Below are 18,395 nucleotides of genomic sequence, written 5' to 3'. Positions count from 1 at the left end.
GAGAGGCGGGCTTTACTGGCTAAGGGTCTAGATTGCCGGGGAGATTATTCCCACTCAATCGTCGCCGGTGGCTTACCGCTGATGTCATACACCACGCGGGAAATGCCGTTCACTTCGTTGATGATGCGGTTAGAGACGCGACCCAGGAAATCATACGGCAGGTGCGCCCAGTGTGCGGTCATGAAATCGATGGTTTCAACCGCGCGCAGGGAGACAACCCAGTCGTATTTACGGCCATCGCCCATTACGCCGACGGAGCGAACCGGCAGGAACACGGTAAATGCCTGGCTCACTTTGTTGTACAGGTCGGCTTTGTGCAACTCTTCAATGAAGATCGCATCGGCACGGCGCAGCAGGTCACAGTACTCTTTCTTCACTTCGCCCAGCACGCGCACGCCGAGACCTGGCCCCGGGAACGGGTGACGGTAAAGCATGTCGTACGGCAGACCCAGCTCCAGGCCGATCTTACGCACTTCGTCTTTGAACAGCTCGCGCAGCGGTTCAACCAGGCCCATCTTCATCTCTTTCGGCAGGCCGCCCACGTTGTGGTGAGATTTGATGACGTGCGCTTTACCGGTAGCAGAAGCTGCCGATTCGATCACGTCCGGGTAGATGGTGCCCTGCGCCAGCCATTTCACATCTTCCAGCTTCAGCGCCTCTTCATCGAACACTTCGACAAACACGCGACCGATGATTTTACGTTTCGCTTCCGGGTCGTTCTCGCCTGCCAGCGCGTCCAGGAAGCGTTTCTCGCCTTCCACGTGAACGATGTTCAGACCAAAGTGGTCACCGAACATGTCCAGCACCTGCTGAGCTTCGTTGAGGCGCAGCAGACCGTTGTCCACGAACACACAGGTCAGGTTTTTGCCGATAGCGCGGTGCAGCAGCATCGCGGTAACGGAGGAGTCCACGCCGCCGGAAAGGCCGAGGATCACTTTGTCATCACCAACCTGCTGGCGGATACGCTCCACGGCGTCGTCGATGATTTTTGCCGGGGTCCACAGGGCTTCACACTGGCAGATATCGCGCACGAAGCGCTCCAGCATACGCATCCCTTGACGGGTGTGGGTCACTTCCGGGTGGAACTGCACGCCGTAGAAGCGTTTTTCTTCGTTCGCCATGATCGCGAACGGGCAGCTTTCGGTGCTGGCAACGGTCACGAAGTCAGACGGGATGGCGGTAACTTTGTCACCGTGGCTCATCCACACGTCCAGCAGCGGTTTGCCGTCGGCGGTCAGGGAGTCTTCGATACCGCGCACCAACGCGCTGTCGGTCACGACTTCAACCTGCGCGTAGCCGAACTCACGTTCGTTAGAGCCTTCTACGTGGCCGCCGAGCTGCATCGCCATGGTCTGCATGCCGTAGCAGACGCCGAAGACCGGCACGCCCGCTTCAAATACGTACTGCGGTGCACGCGGGCTGTTCTCTTCGGTGGTGCTTTCCGGGCCGCCGGAAAGGATGATGCCGCTTGGGTTAAACTCGCGAATCTGTGCTTCCGTGACATCCCACGCCCACAGCTCACAGTAAACGCCCAGCTCACGTACGCGACGCGCCACCAGCTGAGTGTACTGAGAACCAAAATCCAGGATGAGAATGCGATGTTTATGAATGTTTTCCGTCATTGACGCTAATTCCGAGGCAAGAGAAACAAAATCGCCCGGCATAAAGCCGGGCGTGGAAATTTATCAGGAGCCCAGGCGGTAGTTCGGGGACTCTTTGGTGATCGTCACGTCGTGAACGTGACTTTCCTGGATACCCGCACCGCTGATACGCACGAATTCTGCCTTCGTACGCAGCAGGTCGATGGTACCACAGCCGGTCAGGCCCATACAGGAGCGCAGGCCGCCCATCTGCTGGTGAATGATCTCTTTCAGACGGCCTTTATAAGCTACGCGACCTTCGATACCTTCCGGCACCAGTTTGTCCGCCGCGTTGTCGGTCTGGAAGTAACGGTCAGACGAACCTTTGGACATCGCGCCCAGGGAGCCCATCCCGCGGTAGGATTTGTAAGAACGGCCCTGGTACAGTTCGATTTCGCCCGGGGATTCTTCTGTACCGGCCAGCATAGAACCGACCATCACGGCAGCCGCGCCCGCAGCGATAGCTTTAGCGATGTCGCCTGAGAAACGAATGCCGCCGTCAGCGATAACCGGGATACCGGTGCCTTCCAGCGCTTCAACCGCGTCAGACACGGCGGTGATCTGCGGAACGCCCACGCCGGTGACGATACGGGTTGTACAGATGGAGCCAGGGCCGATACCCACTTTTACCGCGCTGCAGCCGGCTTCAGCCAGCGCGCGTGCGCCTGCGCCAGTGGCGACGTTGCCGCCGATGATCTGCAGGTCAGGATATTTCGCACGGGTTTCACGAATACGCTGCAAAACGCCTTCGGAATGGCCGTGAGAGGAGTCAATCAGCAGCACATCAACGCCTGCTTCTACCAGCGCATCGACGCGCTCTTCGTTGCCCGCACCCGCGCCAACCGCAGCGCCAACGCGCAGACGGCCACGCTCGTCTTTACAGGCGTTAGGCTTACGTTCTGCTTTCTGGAAATCTTTTACGGTGATCATGCCGCGCAGGTGGAAGCTGCTGTCGACAACCAGCGCTTTCTCAACGCGTTTTTCGTGCATTTTTGCCAGCACGACGTCGCGAGTTTCACCTTCACGCACGGTAACCAGACGCTCTTTTGGCGTCATGTATACGCTGACAGGCTGGTTCAGGTCAGTCACAAAGCGCACGTCACGACCGGTGATAATCCCCACCAGCTCGTAATCTTCCGTCACAACCGGGTAGCCAGCAAAGCCGTTACGTTCGGTCAGGGCTTTCACTTCATGCAGGGTGGTGGTTGGCAGAACGGTCTGTGGGTCAGACACAATGCCGGATTCATGTTTTTTCACGCGGCGAACTTCTTCAGCCTGACGCTCAATAGACATGTTTTTATGAATAAAGCCAATGCCGCCTTCCTGTGCCAGGGCGATCGCCAGGCGCGCTTCAGTCACGGTGTCCATTGCCGCAGAGAGCATAGGAATGTTCAGGCGAATGGTCTTCGTTAACTGCGTGCTGAGATCGGCAGTATTCGGCAGAACGGTGGAGTGAGCGGGAACGAGGAGGACGTCGTCAAACGTCAGTGCTTCTTTAGCGATACGTAGCATGGGCAATATCTCTGACCTGGGTGGTTAAATATTGCCGTGGCATTATACAGAGCGTAACCGATTGCATCTACACTTTTTTGAAAAAAATGCTTGCGATCGCCTCTCAGCAGGTTACTATCGACTGAATAACTTGCTGATTTAGAATTTGATCCCGCTCACATGTTATCCTCTCAATCTCCCTCAATTTTTACTGTCAGCCGCCTTAATCAGACGGTGCGTTTGCTGCTTGAGCAGGAAATGGGGCAGGTCTGGATCAGCGGTGAAATTTCTAACTTCACCCAGCCATCATCCGGCCACTGGTACTTTACGCTGAAAGACGATACCGCCCAGGTACGCTGCGCGATGTTCCGCAACAGCAACCGCCGGGTGACGTTCCGTCCTCAGCACGGCCAGCAGGTTCTGGTGCGCGCCAATATTACCCTGTATGAGCCGCGCGGTGATTATCAAATTATCGTCGAAAGCATGCAGCCTGCGGGTGAAGGTTTATTGCAGCAGAAGTATGAACAGCTCAAAGCAAAGCTGTCAGCCGAAGGTTTATTTGATCAGCAGTTCAAAAAAGCCCTGCCCACACCTGCCCACTGCGTGGGGGTGATCACCTCGAAAACCGGGGCGGCCCTGCACGATATTTTGCATGTCCTGAAGCGTCGCGACCCTTCCCTGCCCGTTATCATCTATCCGACCGCCGTTCAGGGTGACGATGCGCCCGGGCAAATTGTGCGCGCCATTGAGCGGGCGAATGCCCGTCAGGAGTGCGACGTGCTGATCGTCGGGCGCGGCGGCGGCTCGCTGGAAGATCTGTGGAGCTTCAACGACGAGCGCGTGGCGCGGGCAATCTTTGCAAGCGTAATTCCCGTTGTGAGCGCCGTCGGCCACGAAACCGATGTCACCATTGCGGATTTTGTTGCGGACCTCCGCGCCCCCACGCCATCCGCGGCGGCGGAAGTGGTCAGCCGCAACCAGCTGGAGTTGCTGCGTCAGCTCCAGAACGGCCAGCAGCGTCTTGAGATGGCGATGGATTACTTCCTCGCCAACAGAACCCGCCGCTTCACCCAGCTTTACCATCGTCTGCAGCAGCAGCACCCGCAGCTGCGTCTGGCGCGTCAGCAAACCGTGCTGGAACGCCTGCGCCAGCGCATGAACGTTGCGCTGGACTGCCAGCTCAAACGTGCGACCTCGCGCCAGCAGCGCATGGCCCAGCGCCTGAACCAGCAAAATCCGCAGCCGAAAATCTACCGCGCGCAAACGCGCATTCAGCAGCTCGAATATCGTCTCGCGGAGAATGTCCGTGCACGCCTGAGCGCCACCCGCGAACGCTTTGGCAACGCGGTGACCCATCTGGAAGCCGTCAGCCCCCTCTCCACGCTGGCGCGTGGCTACAGCGTCACCACGGCGACAGATGGCAAAGTGCTGAAACAAACGAAACAGATTAAGGCCGGGGATGTGCTCACGACGCGGCTTTCAGACGGCTGGGTCGAGAGCGAAGTGAAGGCGATCAAACCGGTGAAAAAAACGCGTCAGCGTAAAACCGGATAAATCTTCGCCGGTTACAAACTATACTGCTGCTATTCCCTTTTTTACTAAGGAGAGCAGCATGCCCCATCTTCACAGCGTCATCCCCCCCTATATTCTTCGCCGTATTATCGAAAGCGGTTCGGAGCCACAGCAGCGTTGCGCCCGGCAGACGTTAACCCATGTGCAAACGCTGATGGCGCATATGCCTGGCAAACCCGCCGCGCCGCACGTCAATAAAACCGGTCAGCTTGAGCGTGATATCTATGACGCGAAACAGACTCAGGAGCTGCCGGGTACTCAGGTGCGTTACGAAGGCCAGCCGTCCAACGGTGATGTTGCAGTGGATGAAGCCTATGATTATTTAGGCATTACCCATGACTTCTTCTGGAAAGAATATCAGCGTGACTCGCTTGATAATAAAGGGCTGATCCTGACCGGCACCGTGCATTATGGCCGGGAATATCAAAACGCCTTCTGGAACGGTCAGCAGATGGTGTTTGGCGATGGCGACGGGGAGATCTTTAACCGTTTCACCATTGCCATCGACGTGGTGGCGCATGAACTGAGCCACGGCGTGACCGAGACCGAAGCCGGATTGATCTACTTTGAACAGTCGGGGGCGCTGAACGAGTCGCTGTCCGACGTGTTCGGCTCGCTGGTGAAGCAATATCACCTTAAGCAAACCGCCGACCAGGCGGACTGGCTGATTGGCGAAGGTCTGCTGGCTGATGGCATTAACGGTAAAGGATTGCGCTCTATGGCGGAACCCGGCACGGCCTATAACGATCCCCTGCTCGGTAAAGATCCGCAGCCCGGTCATATGAAAGATTTTATTAAAACGCGCGAGGATAACGGCGGCGTACATCTCAACTCCGGTATACCTAACCGCGCCTTTTATCTGGCCGCCACGGCTCTGGGCGGCTATGCCTGGGAAAAAGCCGGCTATGCCTGGTACGACACCGTGTGCGATCGCAGTCTGACGCAGGATGCCGATTTTGCGGCCTTCGCGCAACTGACCATCGCCCACGGAGAGAAGCGTTCGGGAAGCGACGTTGGGGCGGCCATCAAACAAGCCTGGGAACAGGTGGGAGTACTGTAAATGCAGGTTCCGGAACTGACGGATGACGCCGTAGTTGAGCTGGCCCGGGAAGGCGGCGTCGCGTTTATCCCTAAGCTGAGCGGCCAGCGCACCATCGCGCTTTCGTCGCTTAACGAGGCCCAGCGCCAGCGCCTGGTGAGCATTCTGGAGCAGGCTTTCCCGCGCGGTCAACCGCCCGGGCAAGCCTCTTCACCCGGCAGCGGTGACCAGCGCTATTTCCGCATCCAGATTATCTGGACCGGACAAAATCAGGCGCACTACGCCGACATCATTGTGCTGGTGCCCGAACAGGAAGCGCCCGAGTCGCTGGTTGAGCTGTGGCGAAAAGGCGAAGGCTGCGTGTGCGATTAACCTTCGGCCCGAACAAACTCCACGCGTTTTTTAGAGATCAGCCCGTGGCCGTTCTGGCAGAAATAATCCACCGCACCGCAGGCTTTTAATACCTCGAGCGGCTTATGGCATTCGGGGCAACGCGCTTCCAGCGCGACGTCTTTATTGCAGCGCGCGCAGTGGGCCGCGCCGTGCTGAGGCTCCAGCTCTGCATGGCAATCCGGGCAGGTTATCGTCATGATGACTCCTAAAGCAGTTCAGTATTACGTCGATAGTATCACGGGGCGCTTAATGCGCTCCACGCAGCCGTTGTTGCAGGTTCAGAAGCAGTTCAACCTCATCGAGCCTGCGCTGTGTCGTACGGCTAACCTCCTGCGGATCGCACCTGAACAGGCTTTGCGCGCCCAGAACGCGCTCCGCAAGGCAGTGTTCGTAAATCGCGCCGGGCAGGGTCCAGCGCTGAATATCATCCCCGTCAATCAGCTCCACGACGTCCTCTGCACCGCGTCGGTCGTGGCTGATAATGCGCCCGTCACGCAGATAAAGCCGCAACCCTTTTTGGCCGCCCGCCGGGCCCGCGTATTTATTGAGCCAGATGTTCACCGGCACACCGCTTACCCTCCCCTGAAGATGCGCTTCACCCTCAGCCGTGATCAGGTCGCCCTGGGTAATGTCGTGGCCCAGCCGATCGCGGGCGGTCATCACCTGCAGAGCCATGTCATCCTGCCCACCGAGATAGCGCACCGTTTCACGCAGCATCGCCAGAACATGGGTCCCAATATCCAGAATGACGCCGTCCGGGTGACGAAGCGTACGCTTATCCGGCTCGCCGGTGGCAAAATTGAGCGCTACCGGTTCTCCGGCAGCGTTGAACCCGCTTGGCTCCTGGAGAAACCCTTCCATGCTGACAATCTCAGAAAAATGGCTGACCAGCGCGAACCGCACCGCGCCGAGGCGCGCCATCCAGTGATCGAGCGCCAGCACCCGGTCCGCTGCGCCAGGCTGAGCCAGCAGTGCTTTCAGTCTGGCCATCTGGGAAAGCGTCGCAACGATCGGTTTTTCGACCACAACACGCGTTACTGGCGAGGCGAGAGCCTGTTCCAGCACCTCGAGGTGATGCAGGGATGCGGTGGTGATGAACAGCGTATCAAGAGGCTGAGCGAGTAGCTCAGGGAGGGATGCGCAGCGAGTGATGCCTTCCGGCTGCTTTGTGGGGTCAAGGTCAAACCCGAGGAGGTGGAGCGAGCTGCCAAAACGGTTACGCAGCGCCGGCAGATATGCCGTTTCAACTACTGCACCAAGACCAACAAACCCTAACAGCATAGTATCGCCTCGTTAAATAACATGCCGGAGCAGAACGCCTGCCCCGGCAAGAACGAGGGGTTATCAGGCGTTGGCAGCCGGTTTCGTCTGGGCATTTTCCAGCATACGGCGTACCGGAACAATGAGGACGATCAGCACCGCGGCACAAATCAGCAGCGCGATGGAGCAGCGCGCGAAGAGATCCGGCAGCATATCCAGCTGGTCGGCCTTCACGTGACCGCCAATCAGGCCCGCCGCCAGGTTACCCAGTGCGCTGGCGCAGAACCACAGGCCCATCATCTGACCGCGCATTCTCTCCGGGGCCAGCAGCGTCATGGTCGCCAGACCAATCGGGCTAAGGCACAGCTCACCGAGCGTCAGCATCAGGATACTGCCTACCAGCCAGAACGGTGAAACGCCTGCCCCACCGTTGCTCAGCACGTTCTGCGCCGCCAGCATCATCAGGCCAAAACCTGCGGCAGCACACAGAATGCCAATCACAAACTTAGTGATGCTACTCGGGCGAATGTTTTTGCTCGCCAGCTTCGGCCATGCCCAGCTGAACACGGGGGCCAGCAGGATGATAAACAGCGCGTTAATCGACTGGAACCATACCGCCGGGATTTCAAAATCGCCAATCATGCGGTTAGTGTAGTCGTTGGCAAACAGGTTGAACGAGGTTGGCTTTTGCTCAAACGCCGACCAGAAAAAGGCGGCAGAGACCAGCAGGATGAAGCAGACCAACAGTCTGGCGCGCTCTTTGCGGTTCAGACCAGCAAAAATGAACAGGTAAATAAAGTAGAGGGCAACGGACGCCGCAATCACGTAAACCAGCACGCTCGCCACGGCGACGGGGTTAATCACAATCACGCCCTGAGCAATCAGGGTGACGATTACCGCCACGCCAACGGCCAGCGCCAGTAGCCACGCGCCGACACCGTTTCGTTTCACGACCGGGCTGTTCCAGGTGGAGTCCAGGCCAACTTCGCTGTCGTAGCGTTTCATTGCCGGAACGGCAAACACGCGGAAGATGATCAGCGCGACCAGCATCCCGATACCGCCGATACCAAAGCCCCAGTGCCAGCCATGGGATTTGATCAGCCAGCCGGAGATCAGCGGCGCGATAAACGAGCCCATGTTAATGCCCATGTAGAACAGTGAGAAACCGCCGTCACGACGCGCATCGCCCTTTTTATACAGCGTGCCGACCATGACCGAAATACAGGTCTTGAACAGACCGGAGCCGAGCACGATAAACATCAGGCCGATAAAGAACAGGTTGTCGCCCATGAAAGCAGAAAGCGCAATGGACAGGTGGCCGAGCGCAATCAGGATCGAGCCATACCAGACGGCTCTCTGCTGGCCGAGCCAGTTATCTGCCAGCCAGCCGCCCGGCAGCGCGGCGAGGTACATCGTCCCGGCAAAGATGCCGACAATCGCCGAGGCGTTCTCACGCGCCAGCCCCATCCCGCCGTCGTACACGGTAGCGGCCATAAAGAGGATCAGCAGCGGGCGTATGCCGTAAAACGAGAAACGCTCCCACATTTCGGTGAAAAACAGCGAACCGAGCGGGTAAGGATGGCCGAAGAACGTTCGGCTTTCTTTTTGATTAACAGAGGATTGCATAATTCTCCCGAGAAGGTATGTCGTCGTGCTTGTAAACGCCAGCAGGTACGCCGGCCAGTTACGTATCTGGCCGATTTTTTACATGCGGCGAAAAGTTGGTTAACCATTTGATAACCAGGCGCTAGTTTTGTCTAGTACCGAACCCTGGACTTTAAGATGAAAATTCGACGATTGTCTACTTTATTAGATTTATACGTGGTTGAAAGTGAATAGTGATTGACATCACACCGGATACCACGGCGGCAGAAAGAGATAAAAAAACCCGCGACTGGCGCGGGTTTTAGCGAGATAAACGTGTGTTATTTGCTTTTCTTAATGTGCTTAATCAAACGCTTACGCTTACGCATCTGGTTTGGCGTCAGGGTGTTACGCTTGTTCGCGAACGGGTTTTCCCCTTCCTTGAACTGAATGCGGATAGGCGTACCCATCACGTCCAGTGATTTACGGAAGTAGTTCATCAGGTAGCGTTTGTATGAATCCGGCAGGTCTTTCACCTGGTTACCGTGGATCACGACGATAGGTGGGTTATAACCACCGGCGTGCGCATATTTCAGCTTCACGCGACGACCACGCACCAGCGGTGGCTGGTGATCTTCTGCTGCCATATTCATGATACGGGTCAGCATGGCGGTGCTCTGACGACGGGTGGAACTGTCGTATGCCTCGCGAACGGATTCGAACAGGTTACCTACGCCGCTGCCGTGCAGCGCGGAGATAAAGTGTACACGAGCGAAATCGATGAAGCCCAGACGGAAGTCCAGGGTCTCTTTCACCTGCTCACGCACTTCATTGCTCAGGCCGTCCCATTTGTTGACGACGATAACCAGTGAGCGCCCACTATTGAGGATAAAGCCAAGCAGAGAGAGGTCCTGATCGGAGATCCCTTCACGCGCGTCGATAACCAACAGCACTACGTTGGCATCTTCAATGGCCTGCAGGGTTTTGATAACGGAGAATTTTTCCACCACATCGGTGATTTTCCCGCGCTTACGCACGCCTGCGGTGTCGATGAGCACGAACTCACGCTCGTCACGCTGCATCGGAATGTAGATACTGTCACGAGTCGTGCCAGGCATGTCGTAAACGACCACACGCTCTTCGCCCAAAATACGGTTAGTAAGTGTAGACTTACCAACGTTAGGACGCCCGACGATTGCCAGCTTAATCGGCAGATCCTGCGGGTTGAAGTTGTCTTCCGGCTCTTCTTCCTCGCCCGCTTCATTGGCTTCGAACTGCGCCCAGTATTCCGCGTCTTCGTCCACTTCTTCCGGTGGGTTCACTTCGTCAACCCAAGGGAGCAGCACGGTTTCAAGGAGGCTGGTCACGCCACGGCCATGAGACGCCGCGATCGGGTAGATATTCCCCAGACCTAAAGACCAGAAGTCCGCAACGGCCTGATCGGCATCAATACCGTCAGTTTTGTTTGCCACCAGGAAGGTAGGCTTTTCGCGTGAGCGAAGATGTTTCGCGATAGCGGAGTCCGCGGGCATCAGCCCTGCACGAGCATCCACCATAAAGAGCACGACGTCCGCCTCTTCAATCGCCAGCAGAGACTGCTCAGCCATACGCGTTTCAACGCCATCTTCTGTCCCGTCAATACCACCGGTATCAATACAGATGAACTCGCGTCCTTCCACTTCTGCACGACCGTACTTACGGTCACGCGTCAGCCCCGGGAAATCCGCAACCAGCGCATCACGGGTGCGTGTTAAACGGTTAAAAAGAGTGGATTTTCCAACGTTAGGGCGCCCGACAAGCGCGACCACAGGTACCATGTTTGAAGCCTCATAAAATTCAACTAAACGTCGCGTCGGCGGCGTTTTTTAAAATGTCAAAACGGCCCCTGAGTTAACAGGAGCCGTTTAGTATACTACAACCGCTGTGTAATTAACGCGTGATCGCGTACAGCGTGCCGTCTTTTGCCTGAATCAGCAGTTTACCATCAGCGACAACCGGCTCAGTCAGGAAGCCGGAGCTATCCAATTTTTGCTGTGCGGTGAAGCGACCGTTTTCCGGGTCAATCCAGTGCAGGTAACCTTCGCTGTCACCCACGACCAGGCTACCGTTATACAGTGCCGGTGCGGTTAACAGACGGTGCAGCAGATCGCTCTGCGTCCACAGGGTCACGCCACCTTCGGTGCTCAGCGCCAGCAGACGATCGTTCTGGTCAACCATGTAGATACGGTTGCCGTCTACGATGAAATCGTTCACGGAACCCAGTTCGCGTTTCCACATGATCTGGCCGCTGCGCAGATCAAGCGCGGTCAGGTTACCGTTGTAGGCCAGCGCGTAAACGACGCCGTCAACGATGACCGGAGTCGTATCAACGTCGCTCAGACGGTCGATTTCAGTCGAACCGGTGGCCTGAGAGATACGCTGCTGCCAAATCATCTGGCCTTCCTGCATCAGCACAGCGCTCACGCGTCCGTTGTCACCGCCAACAATAGCAGCGCCAAAGGCGGTGGCCGGAGCCGATTCACCGCGCAGAGAGAGCGCAGGCATATCAAGGTTAACGGTCCATTTCACCAGACCGTCAGCTTCGTTCAGCGCCTGCAGCTGGCCGTTGCTGGTATGAATCAACACCATGCCGTCGCTAACCACCGGACGAGACAGTGATTCACCGGCAACCGTCGTCTGCCATGCAATAGAGCCATCGCTGGCGTTCAGCGCATAGACCTGCGCTTTTTCGCTACCGACATACACATGACCACCGCCAATGGTCAGGCCGCCAGAGAGCAGTGCAGGTTTACGCGAGAACCAGCCGTCTTTTTCCGCCAGATTAACGGACCAGACCTCTTTTCCGTCGTCGGCGTTAAGCGCTTTGACGGTGCCTTTGCGGTCAGCTGCATAGACAACGCTGTCAGCAAAGGCTGGATGCAGGTTGGAATAGAAATCACCAATTCCGTTCCCGACGGAGGTGCTCCATGCGGTAGACGGGGTAAACTGGTTTTCAACCGTCGGCAGTGGGGACATTTTGACAACATCTTCTTCGCCACTGAACAGTGAACAGCCACTCAATAACGTAACGGAAAGCAGTCCTGGCAGAAGTAATTTACGCAATTGCATCGGGTCCCTCTCAGACGGACAAATTATTTATTTTCATCTGCATCATTTCGCTCAGCGCAGGTGAAGCTTTACTCTCTACGCCAGCTTGCCACGCTTTACGCGCGCCCTCTTTGTCACCTTTGCTCAGCAGTGCTTCACCGCGCAGGTCAGCCACGATGGCCGCAAAGCCTTCGCCTTTGATGGTGTCGAGGGTTTTCAGCGCGTCATCGGCTTTCTTCTGCTGAACCTGGATACGTGCCAGACGCAGGTTAATGACCGCTTTCAGGTTTTCATCGCTGGCAGCCGCAAGACTCTGCGACAGCTTGGCAGCCGCTTTATCCAGTTCGTTTTTATCAACGTACTGCTGCGCCACTTCCAGTGCGGCCAGCGCACCGTAGGTGTTTTTATTGTCGGCGACAAACTTCTCAGCAGCCGCCAGCGTTTGAGGCTGATCGGCACGAATGTCACTGACGGTATTCTCATAAGCCAGGGACGCACCGCGAGCCGAATCGGCCTGATGGCTGTTCCAGTAACGCCAGCCCATCAGTGCACCCACACCTAGAATCACCCCAACAGCCAGCGCTTTGCCGTTTTCAGCAAAGAAGCGCTTAACCGCATCGACCTGGTCGTTTTCGTTCTCGTAAATTTCCACGCAGTCCTTCTCCTTAGCCCAATAAAGTGCGCAAGTGCGCCGCAACGCCGTCCTGCGTTACCGTTGTCTGTTCGCCAGAGCGCAGGTCTTTAACCACAACGTCGCCGTTAGCCACTTCGGACTCACCCAGCACCAGTGCGATACTTGCGCCCCACTTATCAGCACGCGCAAACTGTTTTTTAAAGTTGCCGCCGCCGTGGTTGGTCATCAGCTTAACGTCCGGCAGCGCATCGCGCACGCGTTCGGCAAGCTGCATTGCCGCAGACTGCGTATCCGCACCTGAAGCCACCAGGTATATATCGACAACGGAATCTGCTTTAAATTCCGGATTAACTGCCTGAACCAGCAAAACAAGTCGCTCAAGGCCCATTGCAAAGCCCACGGCAGGGGCGGCACGACCTCCGAGCTGCTCAACCAGACCGTCATAACGACCGCCAGCACATACGGTGCCCTGGGAGCCGAGGCTGGTGGTGACCCACTCAAACACGGTACGGTTATAGTAGTCCAGACCGCGCACCAGGCGCTGGTTAACGGTATAAGCAATGCCTGCCGCTTCGAGCAGCTTACACAGCCCATCGAAGTGTTCGCGAGACTCTGCGTCGAGATAATCACCCAGAGCAGGCGCATCGTTCAGCAAGGCCTGCACATCCGGGTTTTTGGAGTCCAGTACGCGCAACGGGTTGCTGTACATACGGCGCTGGCAATCTTCGTCCAGCTTATCTTTGTGCTGTTCCAGGAACGCCACCAGCGCATCGCGGTAGTTCGCACGCGCTTCAAGAGAACCAATCGAGTTCAGTTCCAGAGAGACGTGTTCAGCGATGCCCAGCGCGCGCCACCAGCGGGCAGTGAGCATGATAAGCTCAGCATCAATGTCCGGCCCCTGCAGGCCAAAGACTTCCACACCCAGCTGATTAAACTGGCGATAACGACCTTTCTGAGGACGTTCGTGGCGGAACATCGGGCCGATATACCACAGGCGCTGCTCCTGATTGTACAGGAGACCATGTTCGATGCCGGCGCGTACGCAGCCCGCCGTCCCTTCTGGACGCAGCGTCAGGCTATCGCCGTTGCGGTCCTCAAAGGTGTACATCTCTTTTTCAACCACATCGGTCACTTCACCGATTGCGCGTTTGAATAACGGGGTCTGCTCTACAATCGGCAAACGGATTTCGCTGTAACCGTAGCTGCCGAGCACCTGCTTGAGTGTGCCTTCAATGCGCTGCCAGATGGCGGTTTCGCCAGGCAGATAATCGTTCATGCCGCGGATGGCTTGAATGTTTTTTGCCACGTTTATTCTCTTTCTATATACAAAAAAGAACCCAAAGAATGGGTTCAATCATACATGGGAAGCCAGCGGCTTCCCAACACGTTATTTTTCGACCTGTTGAACGCTAATGCGCTGCGCTTCATCCAGCATCGTGGCTTTGGCACGAATACGGGCTTCAAGCTGATCGATCATGTCGCTATTATCCAGACGATCTTTACGAACGCCATCTTCATAGAGACCACTTTTCTTGTTACCGCCGGTCACGCCCAGCGTGGAGACCAGCGCTTCGCCCGGACCGTTCACCACGCAGCCGATAATAGAGACGTCCATCGGGGTGATGATATCTTCCAGACGCTGCTCAAGGGCATTCACCGTACCGATCACGTCAAATTCCTGGCGTGAACAGGTTGGGCAGGCGATAAAGTTGATTCCACGAGCGCGAATACGCAGTGATTTCAGAATATCGAAGCCGACTTTAATCTCTTCCACCGGATCGGCCGCCAGAGAGACGCGCAGGGTATCGCCGATCCCTTCTGACAGCAGCAGCCCCAGGCCGATCGCCGATTTAACGGAGCCGCTACGCAGGCCGCCGGCTTCGGTGATGCCAAGGTGCAGAGGCTGATCGATCTGTTTAGCCAGCAGGCGATACGACTCTACCGCGAGGAACACATCAGATGCTTTAACGCTGACTTTAAACTGATCGAAATTAAGACGATCCAGGTGATCGACGTGGCGCATGGCTGATTCGAGCAGCGCCTGCGGCGTAGGTTCACCGTATTTTTCCTGGAGATCTTTTTCCAGAGAACCGGCGTTCACGCCGATACGGATAGGGATATTTTTATCGCGAGCGCAGTCGACAACCATGCGAATACGCTCTTCGCTACCGATATTACCCGGGTTGATACGCAGGCAATCTACGCCATACTCAGCGACTTTGAGCGCAATGCGGTAATCGAAGTGGATGTCTGCCACCAGCGGAACGCTGACCTGCTGCTTGATCAGTTTGAACGCCTCGGCGGCATCCATCGTTGGCACGGAGACGCGAACAATGTCCGCGCCTACGCGTTCTAACGCTTTAATTTGATTGACCGTCGCGTCCACATCCGTGGTGCGCGTGTTGGTCATCGACTGGACGGCAATAGGTGCGCCGTCGCCGACTGGCACATTCCCAACGTAAATCCGTTTTGATTTTCTACGTTGAATCGGAGCCTGGTTATGCATGAAAAATCTCCCGCGTTGCCCGTCTGTTACTGTGCTGCTGATTGTTCGGCATTAACGGTAAGACGTGCAACCTGGTTAGTTCTGATAAAGCGGCTCAGATCAACAGGTTTTCCTTGATACTGGATCTGTACCGCTGCCGGAGCGCCGATTTTAAGTTTATACGGTGCCTGGCCGGTTAGGTTTAACGTGCCATCTTTACGCTGCAGGCCGCTAAACAGTTTTTTTCCTGTTGCGTCAGTGACTTCTAACCAGCAATCTGCCGTAAAGTTCATCACCAGCGCATTAGGATCGGCCGCAGGTGTCGCGACACCCGCCTGGTCCGTTGGTAACGGTGCAGCGTTTGTTTCTGTTGGCTGGGTCGCGGCCGGGGTAGTCGTTGCCGTATCGACATTGGCCTGCGAAGGCGCAACAACCGCATTCGGATCCTGAGTTGCCGGAGCGGTGTTAGCCGTGGCAGCCGGAGTCTGTGCAGAATCGGTTGCTGGCGCGTCTGTCGCTGCGGTCTGAGGATCGGTTGAAGGGGTTTCAGCGCCCGTGTTCAGCGGCACGCTTTGCGCATTATCATTACCGGACTGATTAAGCTCGGCCGAAGACTGATCGGCCATCGTCGTGATCTCTTCCTGCTGCGCTTTGTGGTTTTGCCACCACCATGCGCCCGTCAGACCGACCACCACGAACAGCACCAGCCAGGTGAAACTCATCAGCCAGCCATCGCGTTTCTTACGACGCTTACCCAGAGAGAACGTCTGCATCGGCGCAACTTTCGCTGCACGAACCGGTGCCTGCTTCTCCATCATGGGCAGTAATTCTTCTTCGGGGATATGCACCAGTTTTGCATAAGAGCGGATATAACCACGCAGAAATGTTGAAGCCAGATCGGCAGGCGCCTTATCTTCTTCAATATCGCGAACCGTGGAAACCTTCAGGCATAAGCGTTCTGCAACGGCCTGTTGGCTAAGTCCGAGTTGTTCACGGGCGTTGCGAAGACGAACGCCAGTGGAGAGTGCTTCATGTTGGTCGTGAGTGGCTTCAGTATTCATTCGCTACAACTACTGGTACGTGAAAAAAAGGGTTCAGGTGCCGGTGAGTCACAATGCTACCCGCACCGCGAAACTTCTGGTCAGTTAACCTTGAACAGACAGTATAAGACTGTCAACCTTGAGATGACAGTGCCGCCCTGCCCATGAAGCTAAACTGTTGTTACGTCGTTACATACTGCCCGAAAGTCATATGAAACGCACCGTAATTATTGATAAAACGTCACGAATCTGACTGATTATTCAATGAGATTACGCCTCACGGCGCAGATAGTGCGCCGTGAAAGCATAATAATCAAACAGCTTTGACCGCAATCATCTCGCCCTGCATGCGTTTACGCAGGGTACGTTTGGTACGGTCAATGACGTCACCCGCCAGCTGCCCGCATGCGGCATCGATGTCATCGCCACGGGTTTTACGCACGATAGTGGTAAAACCGTACTCCATGAGCACTTTCGAGAAGCGATCGATGCGGCTGTTAGAGCTACGGCCATACGGCGCGCCCGGGAACGGGTTCCACGGGATCAGGTTTATCTTGCACGGCGTATCTTTGAGCAGCTCAGCCAGTTCGTGGGCATGCTCGGTGCCGTCATTCACATGATCCAGCATCACGTACTCAATGGTCACGCGGCCCTGGTTGGCATTGGATTTCTCCAGGTAACGACGCACGCCGGCCAGGAAGGTCTCGATATTATACTTTTTGTTGATAGGTACAATTTCGTCACGAATCGCATCGTTCGGCGCATGCAGCGAGATCGCCAGCGCAACGTCAATCATGTCGCCCAGTTTATCCAGGGCAGGCACTACACCAGAGGTGGAGAGTGTAACGCGACGCTTGGAGAGGCCAAAGCCGAAATCGTCGAGCATGATTTCCATCGCCGGAACCACGTTGGTCAGGTTCAACAGCGGCTCGCCCATCCCCATCATCACCACGTTGGTGATAGGACGGGTACCGGTCACTTTTGCCGCACCAACGATTTTCGCCGCACGCCATACCTGACCGATAATTTCAGATACGCGCAGGTTACGGTTAAAGCCCTGCTGAGCCGTAGAGCAGAATTTACACTCCAGCGCACAGCCAACCTGTGAGGAGACGCACAGCGTGGCGCGATCGTCTTCCGGGATATAGACCGTTTCAACGCGCTGATCGCCTACGGCAATCGCCCATTTGATCGTGCCGTCTGAAGAGCGTTGCTCTTCAACCACTTCAGGCGCACGGATTTCGGCCACTTCTTTGAGCTTATTGCGAAGGACTTTATTGATGTCAGTCATGTCATCAAAATTGTCGCTGCAATAGTGGTACATCCATTTCATGACCTGGTCGGCACGAAACGGCTTCTCGCCCATCTCTTTAAAGAACTCGCGCATCTGCTGACGGTTCAGGTCCAACAGGTTGATTTTTCCATTTTTATTTGGAACCGCAGGAATGGCGACTTCGGAGGTGTTCACTAATTCAGACATAATTTTATCCGGCCTCGTTGTTACACGTTATGGCCCATGGAGGGTTGAAAAGAAACGCCCCGGCAGGCAGTGTGCTCATCCGGGGCGTTGCATTGTACAAAGTCTGGCGCAGGGATGCCACGTTTGCACGCGGCATTTACGAAATTATTAGCGAGTGCGAGCGCACACTTCGCCTTCTGCGAAGAAGAACGCGATTTCGCGCGCAGCAGATTCAACGGAGTCGGAACCGTGGGTGCCGTTTTCGGTGAAGCTGTCCGCGTAATCTGCACGCAGGGTGCCTGCCAGCGCGTTTTCCGGGTTGGTCGCACCCAGCAGGTCACGGTGACGCTGTACGGCGTTTTCACCTTCAAGCACGGAAACTACGATCGGGCCGGAGGTCATGAACTCGACCAGGCCATCGAAGAATGGACGACCTTCGTGCTCAGCGTAGAAACCGCGAGCCTGTTCAACGGTCAGGTGCAGCATTTTGGTGCCAACGATCTTAAACCCTGCTGATTCAAAGCGAGAGAAGATGCTGCCAATAACGTTTTTTGCCACCGCGTTTGGCTTGATGATGGAAAAAGTACGTTCAATAGCCATGATAACCTCTGTCAAATGTTCTGTTGTTTTGCATACCTGAGTATGGTGTGGCGCGGATTATAAAGAGCAATAGCGCGATTGCCTATGGATTCAGGTAACATTTTTTTAAAA

16 protein-coding genes are annotated in these 18,395 nt (G+C 56.0%); 3 read left to right on the top strand and 13 right to left on the bottom strand.

What is annotated here, in order from left to right:
- Window positions 1–44: 44 nt before the first annotated feature.
- Window positions 45–1,622, bottom strand: a complete 1,578-nt coding sequence (guaA, locus tag I6L58_RS19165) for a glutamine-hydrolyzing GMP synthase (RefSeq protein WP_042320409.1) — start codon at window positions 1,620–1,622, stop codon at window positions 45–47.
- Window positions 1,623–1,685: 63 nt separating this feature from the next.
- On the bottom strand, window positions 1,686–3,152 hold the full coding sequence (gene guaB / locus I6L58_RS19160; protein ID WP_006176656.1) for an IMP dehydrogenase: 1,467 nt from the start codon (window positions 3,150–3,152) through the stop codon (window positions 1,686–1,688).
- Between the two features lie 159 nt (window positions 3,153–3,311).
- Here guaB and xseA point away from each other — a divergent pair, with 159 nt between their 5' ends.
- The 3 genes from xseA to I6L58_RS19145 are packed head-to-tail and all read left to right on the top strand — an operon-like array spanning window position 3,312 to window position 6,114.
- Entirely contained in the window at window positions 3,312–4,685 is a 1,374-nt protein-coding gene (xseA, locus tag I6L58_RS19155; protein WP_088207954.1) for an exodeoxyribonuclease VII large subunit, read from the top strand.
- Between the two features lie 58 nt (window positions 4,686–4,743).
- Window positions 4,744–5,763, top strand: a complete 1,020-nt coding sequence (locus I6L58_RS19150) for a M4 family metallopeptidase (RefSeq protein WP_058610294.1) — start codon at window positions 4,744–4,746, stop codon at window positions 5,761–5,763.
- Entirely contained in the window at window positions 5,764–6,114 is a 351-nt protein-coding gene (locus I6L58_RS19145) for a protealysin inhibitor emfourin (protein WP_058610295.1), read from the top strand.
- On the opposite strand, the gene I6L58_RS19140 is transcribed toward I6L58_RS19145, so the two are convergent.
- The 11 genes from I6L58_RS19140 to ndk form a co-directional block, all read right to left on the bottom strand.
- Complete coding sequence (locus I6L58_RS19140; RefSeq protein WP_006176660.1) at window positions 6,111–6,332, bottom strand: zinc ribbon domain-containing protein; 222 nt, start codon at window positions 6,330–6,332, stop codon at window positions 6,111–6,113. The two genes, I6L58_RS19145 and I6L58_RS19140, sit on opposite strands and share 4 nt — an antisense overlap.
- A 49-nt stretch (window positions 6,333–6,381) precedes the next feature.
- Window positions 6,382–7,416 carry a Gfo/Idh/MocA family oxidoreductase gene (locus I6L58_RS19135; RefSeq protein ID WP_088207953.1) on the bottom strand — a complete coding sequence of 345 codons (1,035 nt, stop codon included), beginning with the start codon at window positions 7,414–7,416 and terminating at the stop codon, window positions 6,382–6,384.
- Between the two features lie 63 nt (window positions 7,417–7,479).
- Entirely contained in the window at window positions 7,480–9,021 is a 1,542-nt protein-coding gene (locus I6L58_RS19130) for a peptide MFS transporter (RefSeq protein ID WP_006176662.1), read from the bottom strand.
- 299 nt (window positions 9,022–9,320) lie between these two features.
- The gene (gene der / locus I6L58_RS19125) at window positions 9,321–10,796 is read right to left on the bottom strand and encodes a ribosome biogenesis GTPase Der (RefSeq protein ID WP_006176663.1); all 1,476 of its coding nucleotides are present in this window, start codon (window positions 10,794–10,796) and stop codon (window positions 9,321–9,323) included.
- Between the two features lie 112 nt (window positions 10,797–10,908).
- A complete protein-coding gene (bamB, locus tag I6L58_RS19120; RefSeq protein WP_088207952.1) occupies window positions 10,909–12,087 on the bottom strand; it encodes an outer membrane protein assembly factor BamB in 1,179 nt (392 codons plus the stop codon).
- Between the two features lie 10 nt (window positions 12,088–12,097).
- On the bottom strand, window positions 12,098–12,718 hold the full coding sequence (locus I6L58_RS19115) for a YfgM family protein (RefSeq protein WP_088207951.1): 621 nt from the start codon (window positions 12,716–12,718) through the stop codon (window positions 12,098–12,100).
- A gap of 13 nt (window positions 12,719–12,731) precedes the next feature.
- Window positions 12,732–14,006, bottom strand: a complete 1,275-nt coding sequence (gene hisS, locus I6L58_RS19110) for a histidine--tRNA ligase (protein ID WP_042320417.1) — start codon at window positions 14,004–14,006, stop codon at window positions 12,732–12,734.
- 81 nt (window positions 14,007–14,087) lie between these two features.
- Entirely contained in the window at window positions 14,088–15,206 is a 1,119-nt protein-coding gene (gene ispG / locus I6L58_RS19105) for a flavodoxin-dependent (E)-4-hydroxy-3-methylbut-2-enyl-diphosphate synthase (RefSeq protein ID WP_058610300.1), read from the bottom strand.
- A gap of 26 nt (window positions 15,207–15,232) precedes the next feature.
- The gene (gene rodZ / locus I6L58_RS19100) at window positions 15,233–16,246 is read right to left on the bottom strand and encodes a cytoskeleton protein RodZ (RefSeq protein WP_088207950.1); all 1,014 of its coding nucleotides are present in this window, start codon (window positions 16,244–16,246) and stop codon (window positions 15,233–15,235) included.
- Between the two features lie 292 nt (window positions 16,247–16,538).
- Entirely contained in the window at window positions 16,539–17,705 is a 1,167-nt protein-coding gene (locus I6L58_RS19095) for a bifunctional tRNA (adenosine(37)-C2)-methyltransferase TrmG/ribosomal RNA large subunit methyltransferase RlmN (protein ID WP_088207949.1), read from the bottom strand.
- 147 nt (window positions 17,706–17,852) lie between these two features.
- Window positions 17,853–18,284, bottom strand: a complete 432-nt coding sequence (gene ndk, locus I6L58_RS19090) for a nucleoside-diphosphate kinase (protein ID WP_006176670.1) — start codon at window positions 18,282–18,284, stop codon at window positions 17,853–17,855.
- Window positions 18,285–18,395: the final 111 nt, after the last annotated feature.

Source organism: Enterobacter cancerogenus (assembly GCF_019047785.1).
Classification (GTDB): domain Bacteria; phylum Pseudomonadota; class Gammaproteobacteria; order Enterobacterales; family Enterobacteriaceae; genus Enterobacter; species Enterobacter cancerogenus.
Note: the sequence above shows the minus strand (reverse complement) of the source record. Positions and strands in the feature narration are given on the sequence as shown.

Excerpts from the sequence above, each read along its gene's own strand:
- ispG (WP_058610300.1), bottom strand. The coding sequence starts at position 15,206 with ATGCATAACCAGGCTCCGATTCAACGTAGAAAATCAAAACGGATTTAC.
- xseA (WP_088207954.1), top strand. The coding sequence starts at position 3,312 with ATGTTATCCTCTCAATCTCCCTCAATTTTTACTGTCAGCCGCCTTAAT.
- rodZ (WP_088207950.1), bottom strand. The coding sequence starts at position 16,246 with ATGAATACTGAAGCCACTCACGACCAACATGAAGCACTCTCCACTGGC.
- I6L58_RS19150 (WP_058610294.1), top strand. The coding sequence starts at position 4,744 with ATGCCCCATCTTCACAGCGTCATCCCCCCCTATATTCTTCGCCGTATT.
- guaB (WP_006176656.1), bottom strand. The coding sequence starts at position 3,152 with ATGCTACGTATCGCTAAAGAAGCACTGACGTTTGACGACGTCCTCCTC.
- der (WP_006176663.1), bottom strand. The coding sequence starts at position 10,796 with ATGGTACCTGTGGTCGCGCTTGTCGGGCGCCCTAACGTTGGAAAATCC.
- ndk (WP_006176670.1), bottom strand. The coding sequence starts at position 18,284 with ATGGCTATTGAACGTACTTTTTCCATCATCAAGCCAAACGCGGTGGCA.
- I6L58_RS19130 (WP_006176662.1), bottom strand. The coding sequence starts at position 9,021 with ATGCAATCCTCTGTTAATCAAAAAGAAAGCCGAACGTTCTTCGGCCAT.
- I6L58_RS19140 (WP_006176660.1), bottom strand. The coding sequence starts at position 6,332 with ATGACGATAACCTGCCCGGATTGCCATGCAGAGCTGGAGCCTCAGCAC.
- guaA (WP_042320409.1), bottom strand. The coding sequence starts at position 1,622 with ATGACGGAAAACATTCATAAACATCGCATTCTCATCCTGGATTTTGGT.
- I6L58_RS19135 (WP_088207953.1), bottom strand. The coding sequence starts at position 7,416 with ATGCTGTTAGGGTTTGTTGGTCTTGGTGCAGTAGTTGAAACGGCATAT.
- I6L58_RS19095 (WP_088207949.1), bottom strand. The coding sequence starts at position 17,705 with ATGTCTGAATTAGTGAACACCTCCGAAGTCGCCATTCCTGCGGTTCCA.
- bamB (WP_088207952.1), bottom strand. The coding sequence starts at position 12,087 with ATGCAATTGCGTAAATTACTTCTGCCAGGACTGCTTTCCGTTACGTTA.
- I6L58_RS19145 (WP_058610295.1), top strand. The coding sequence starts at position 5,764 with ATGCAGGTTCCGGAACTGACGGATGACGCCGTAGTTGAGCTGGCCCGG.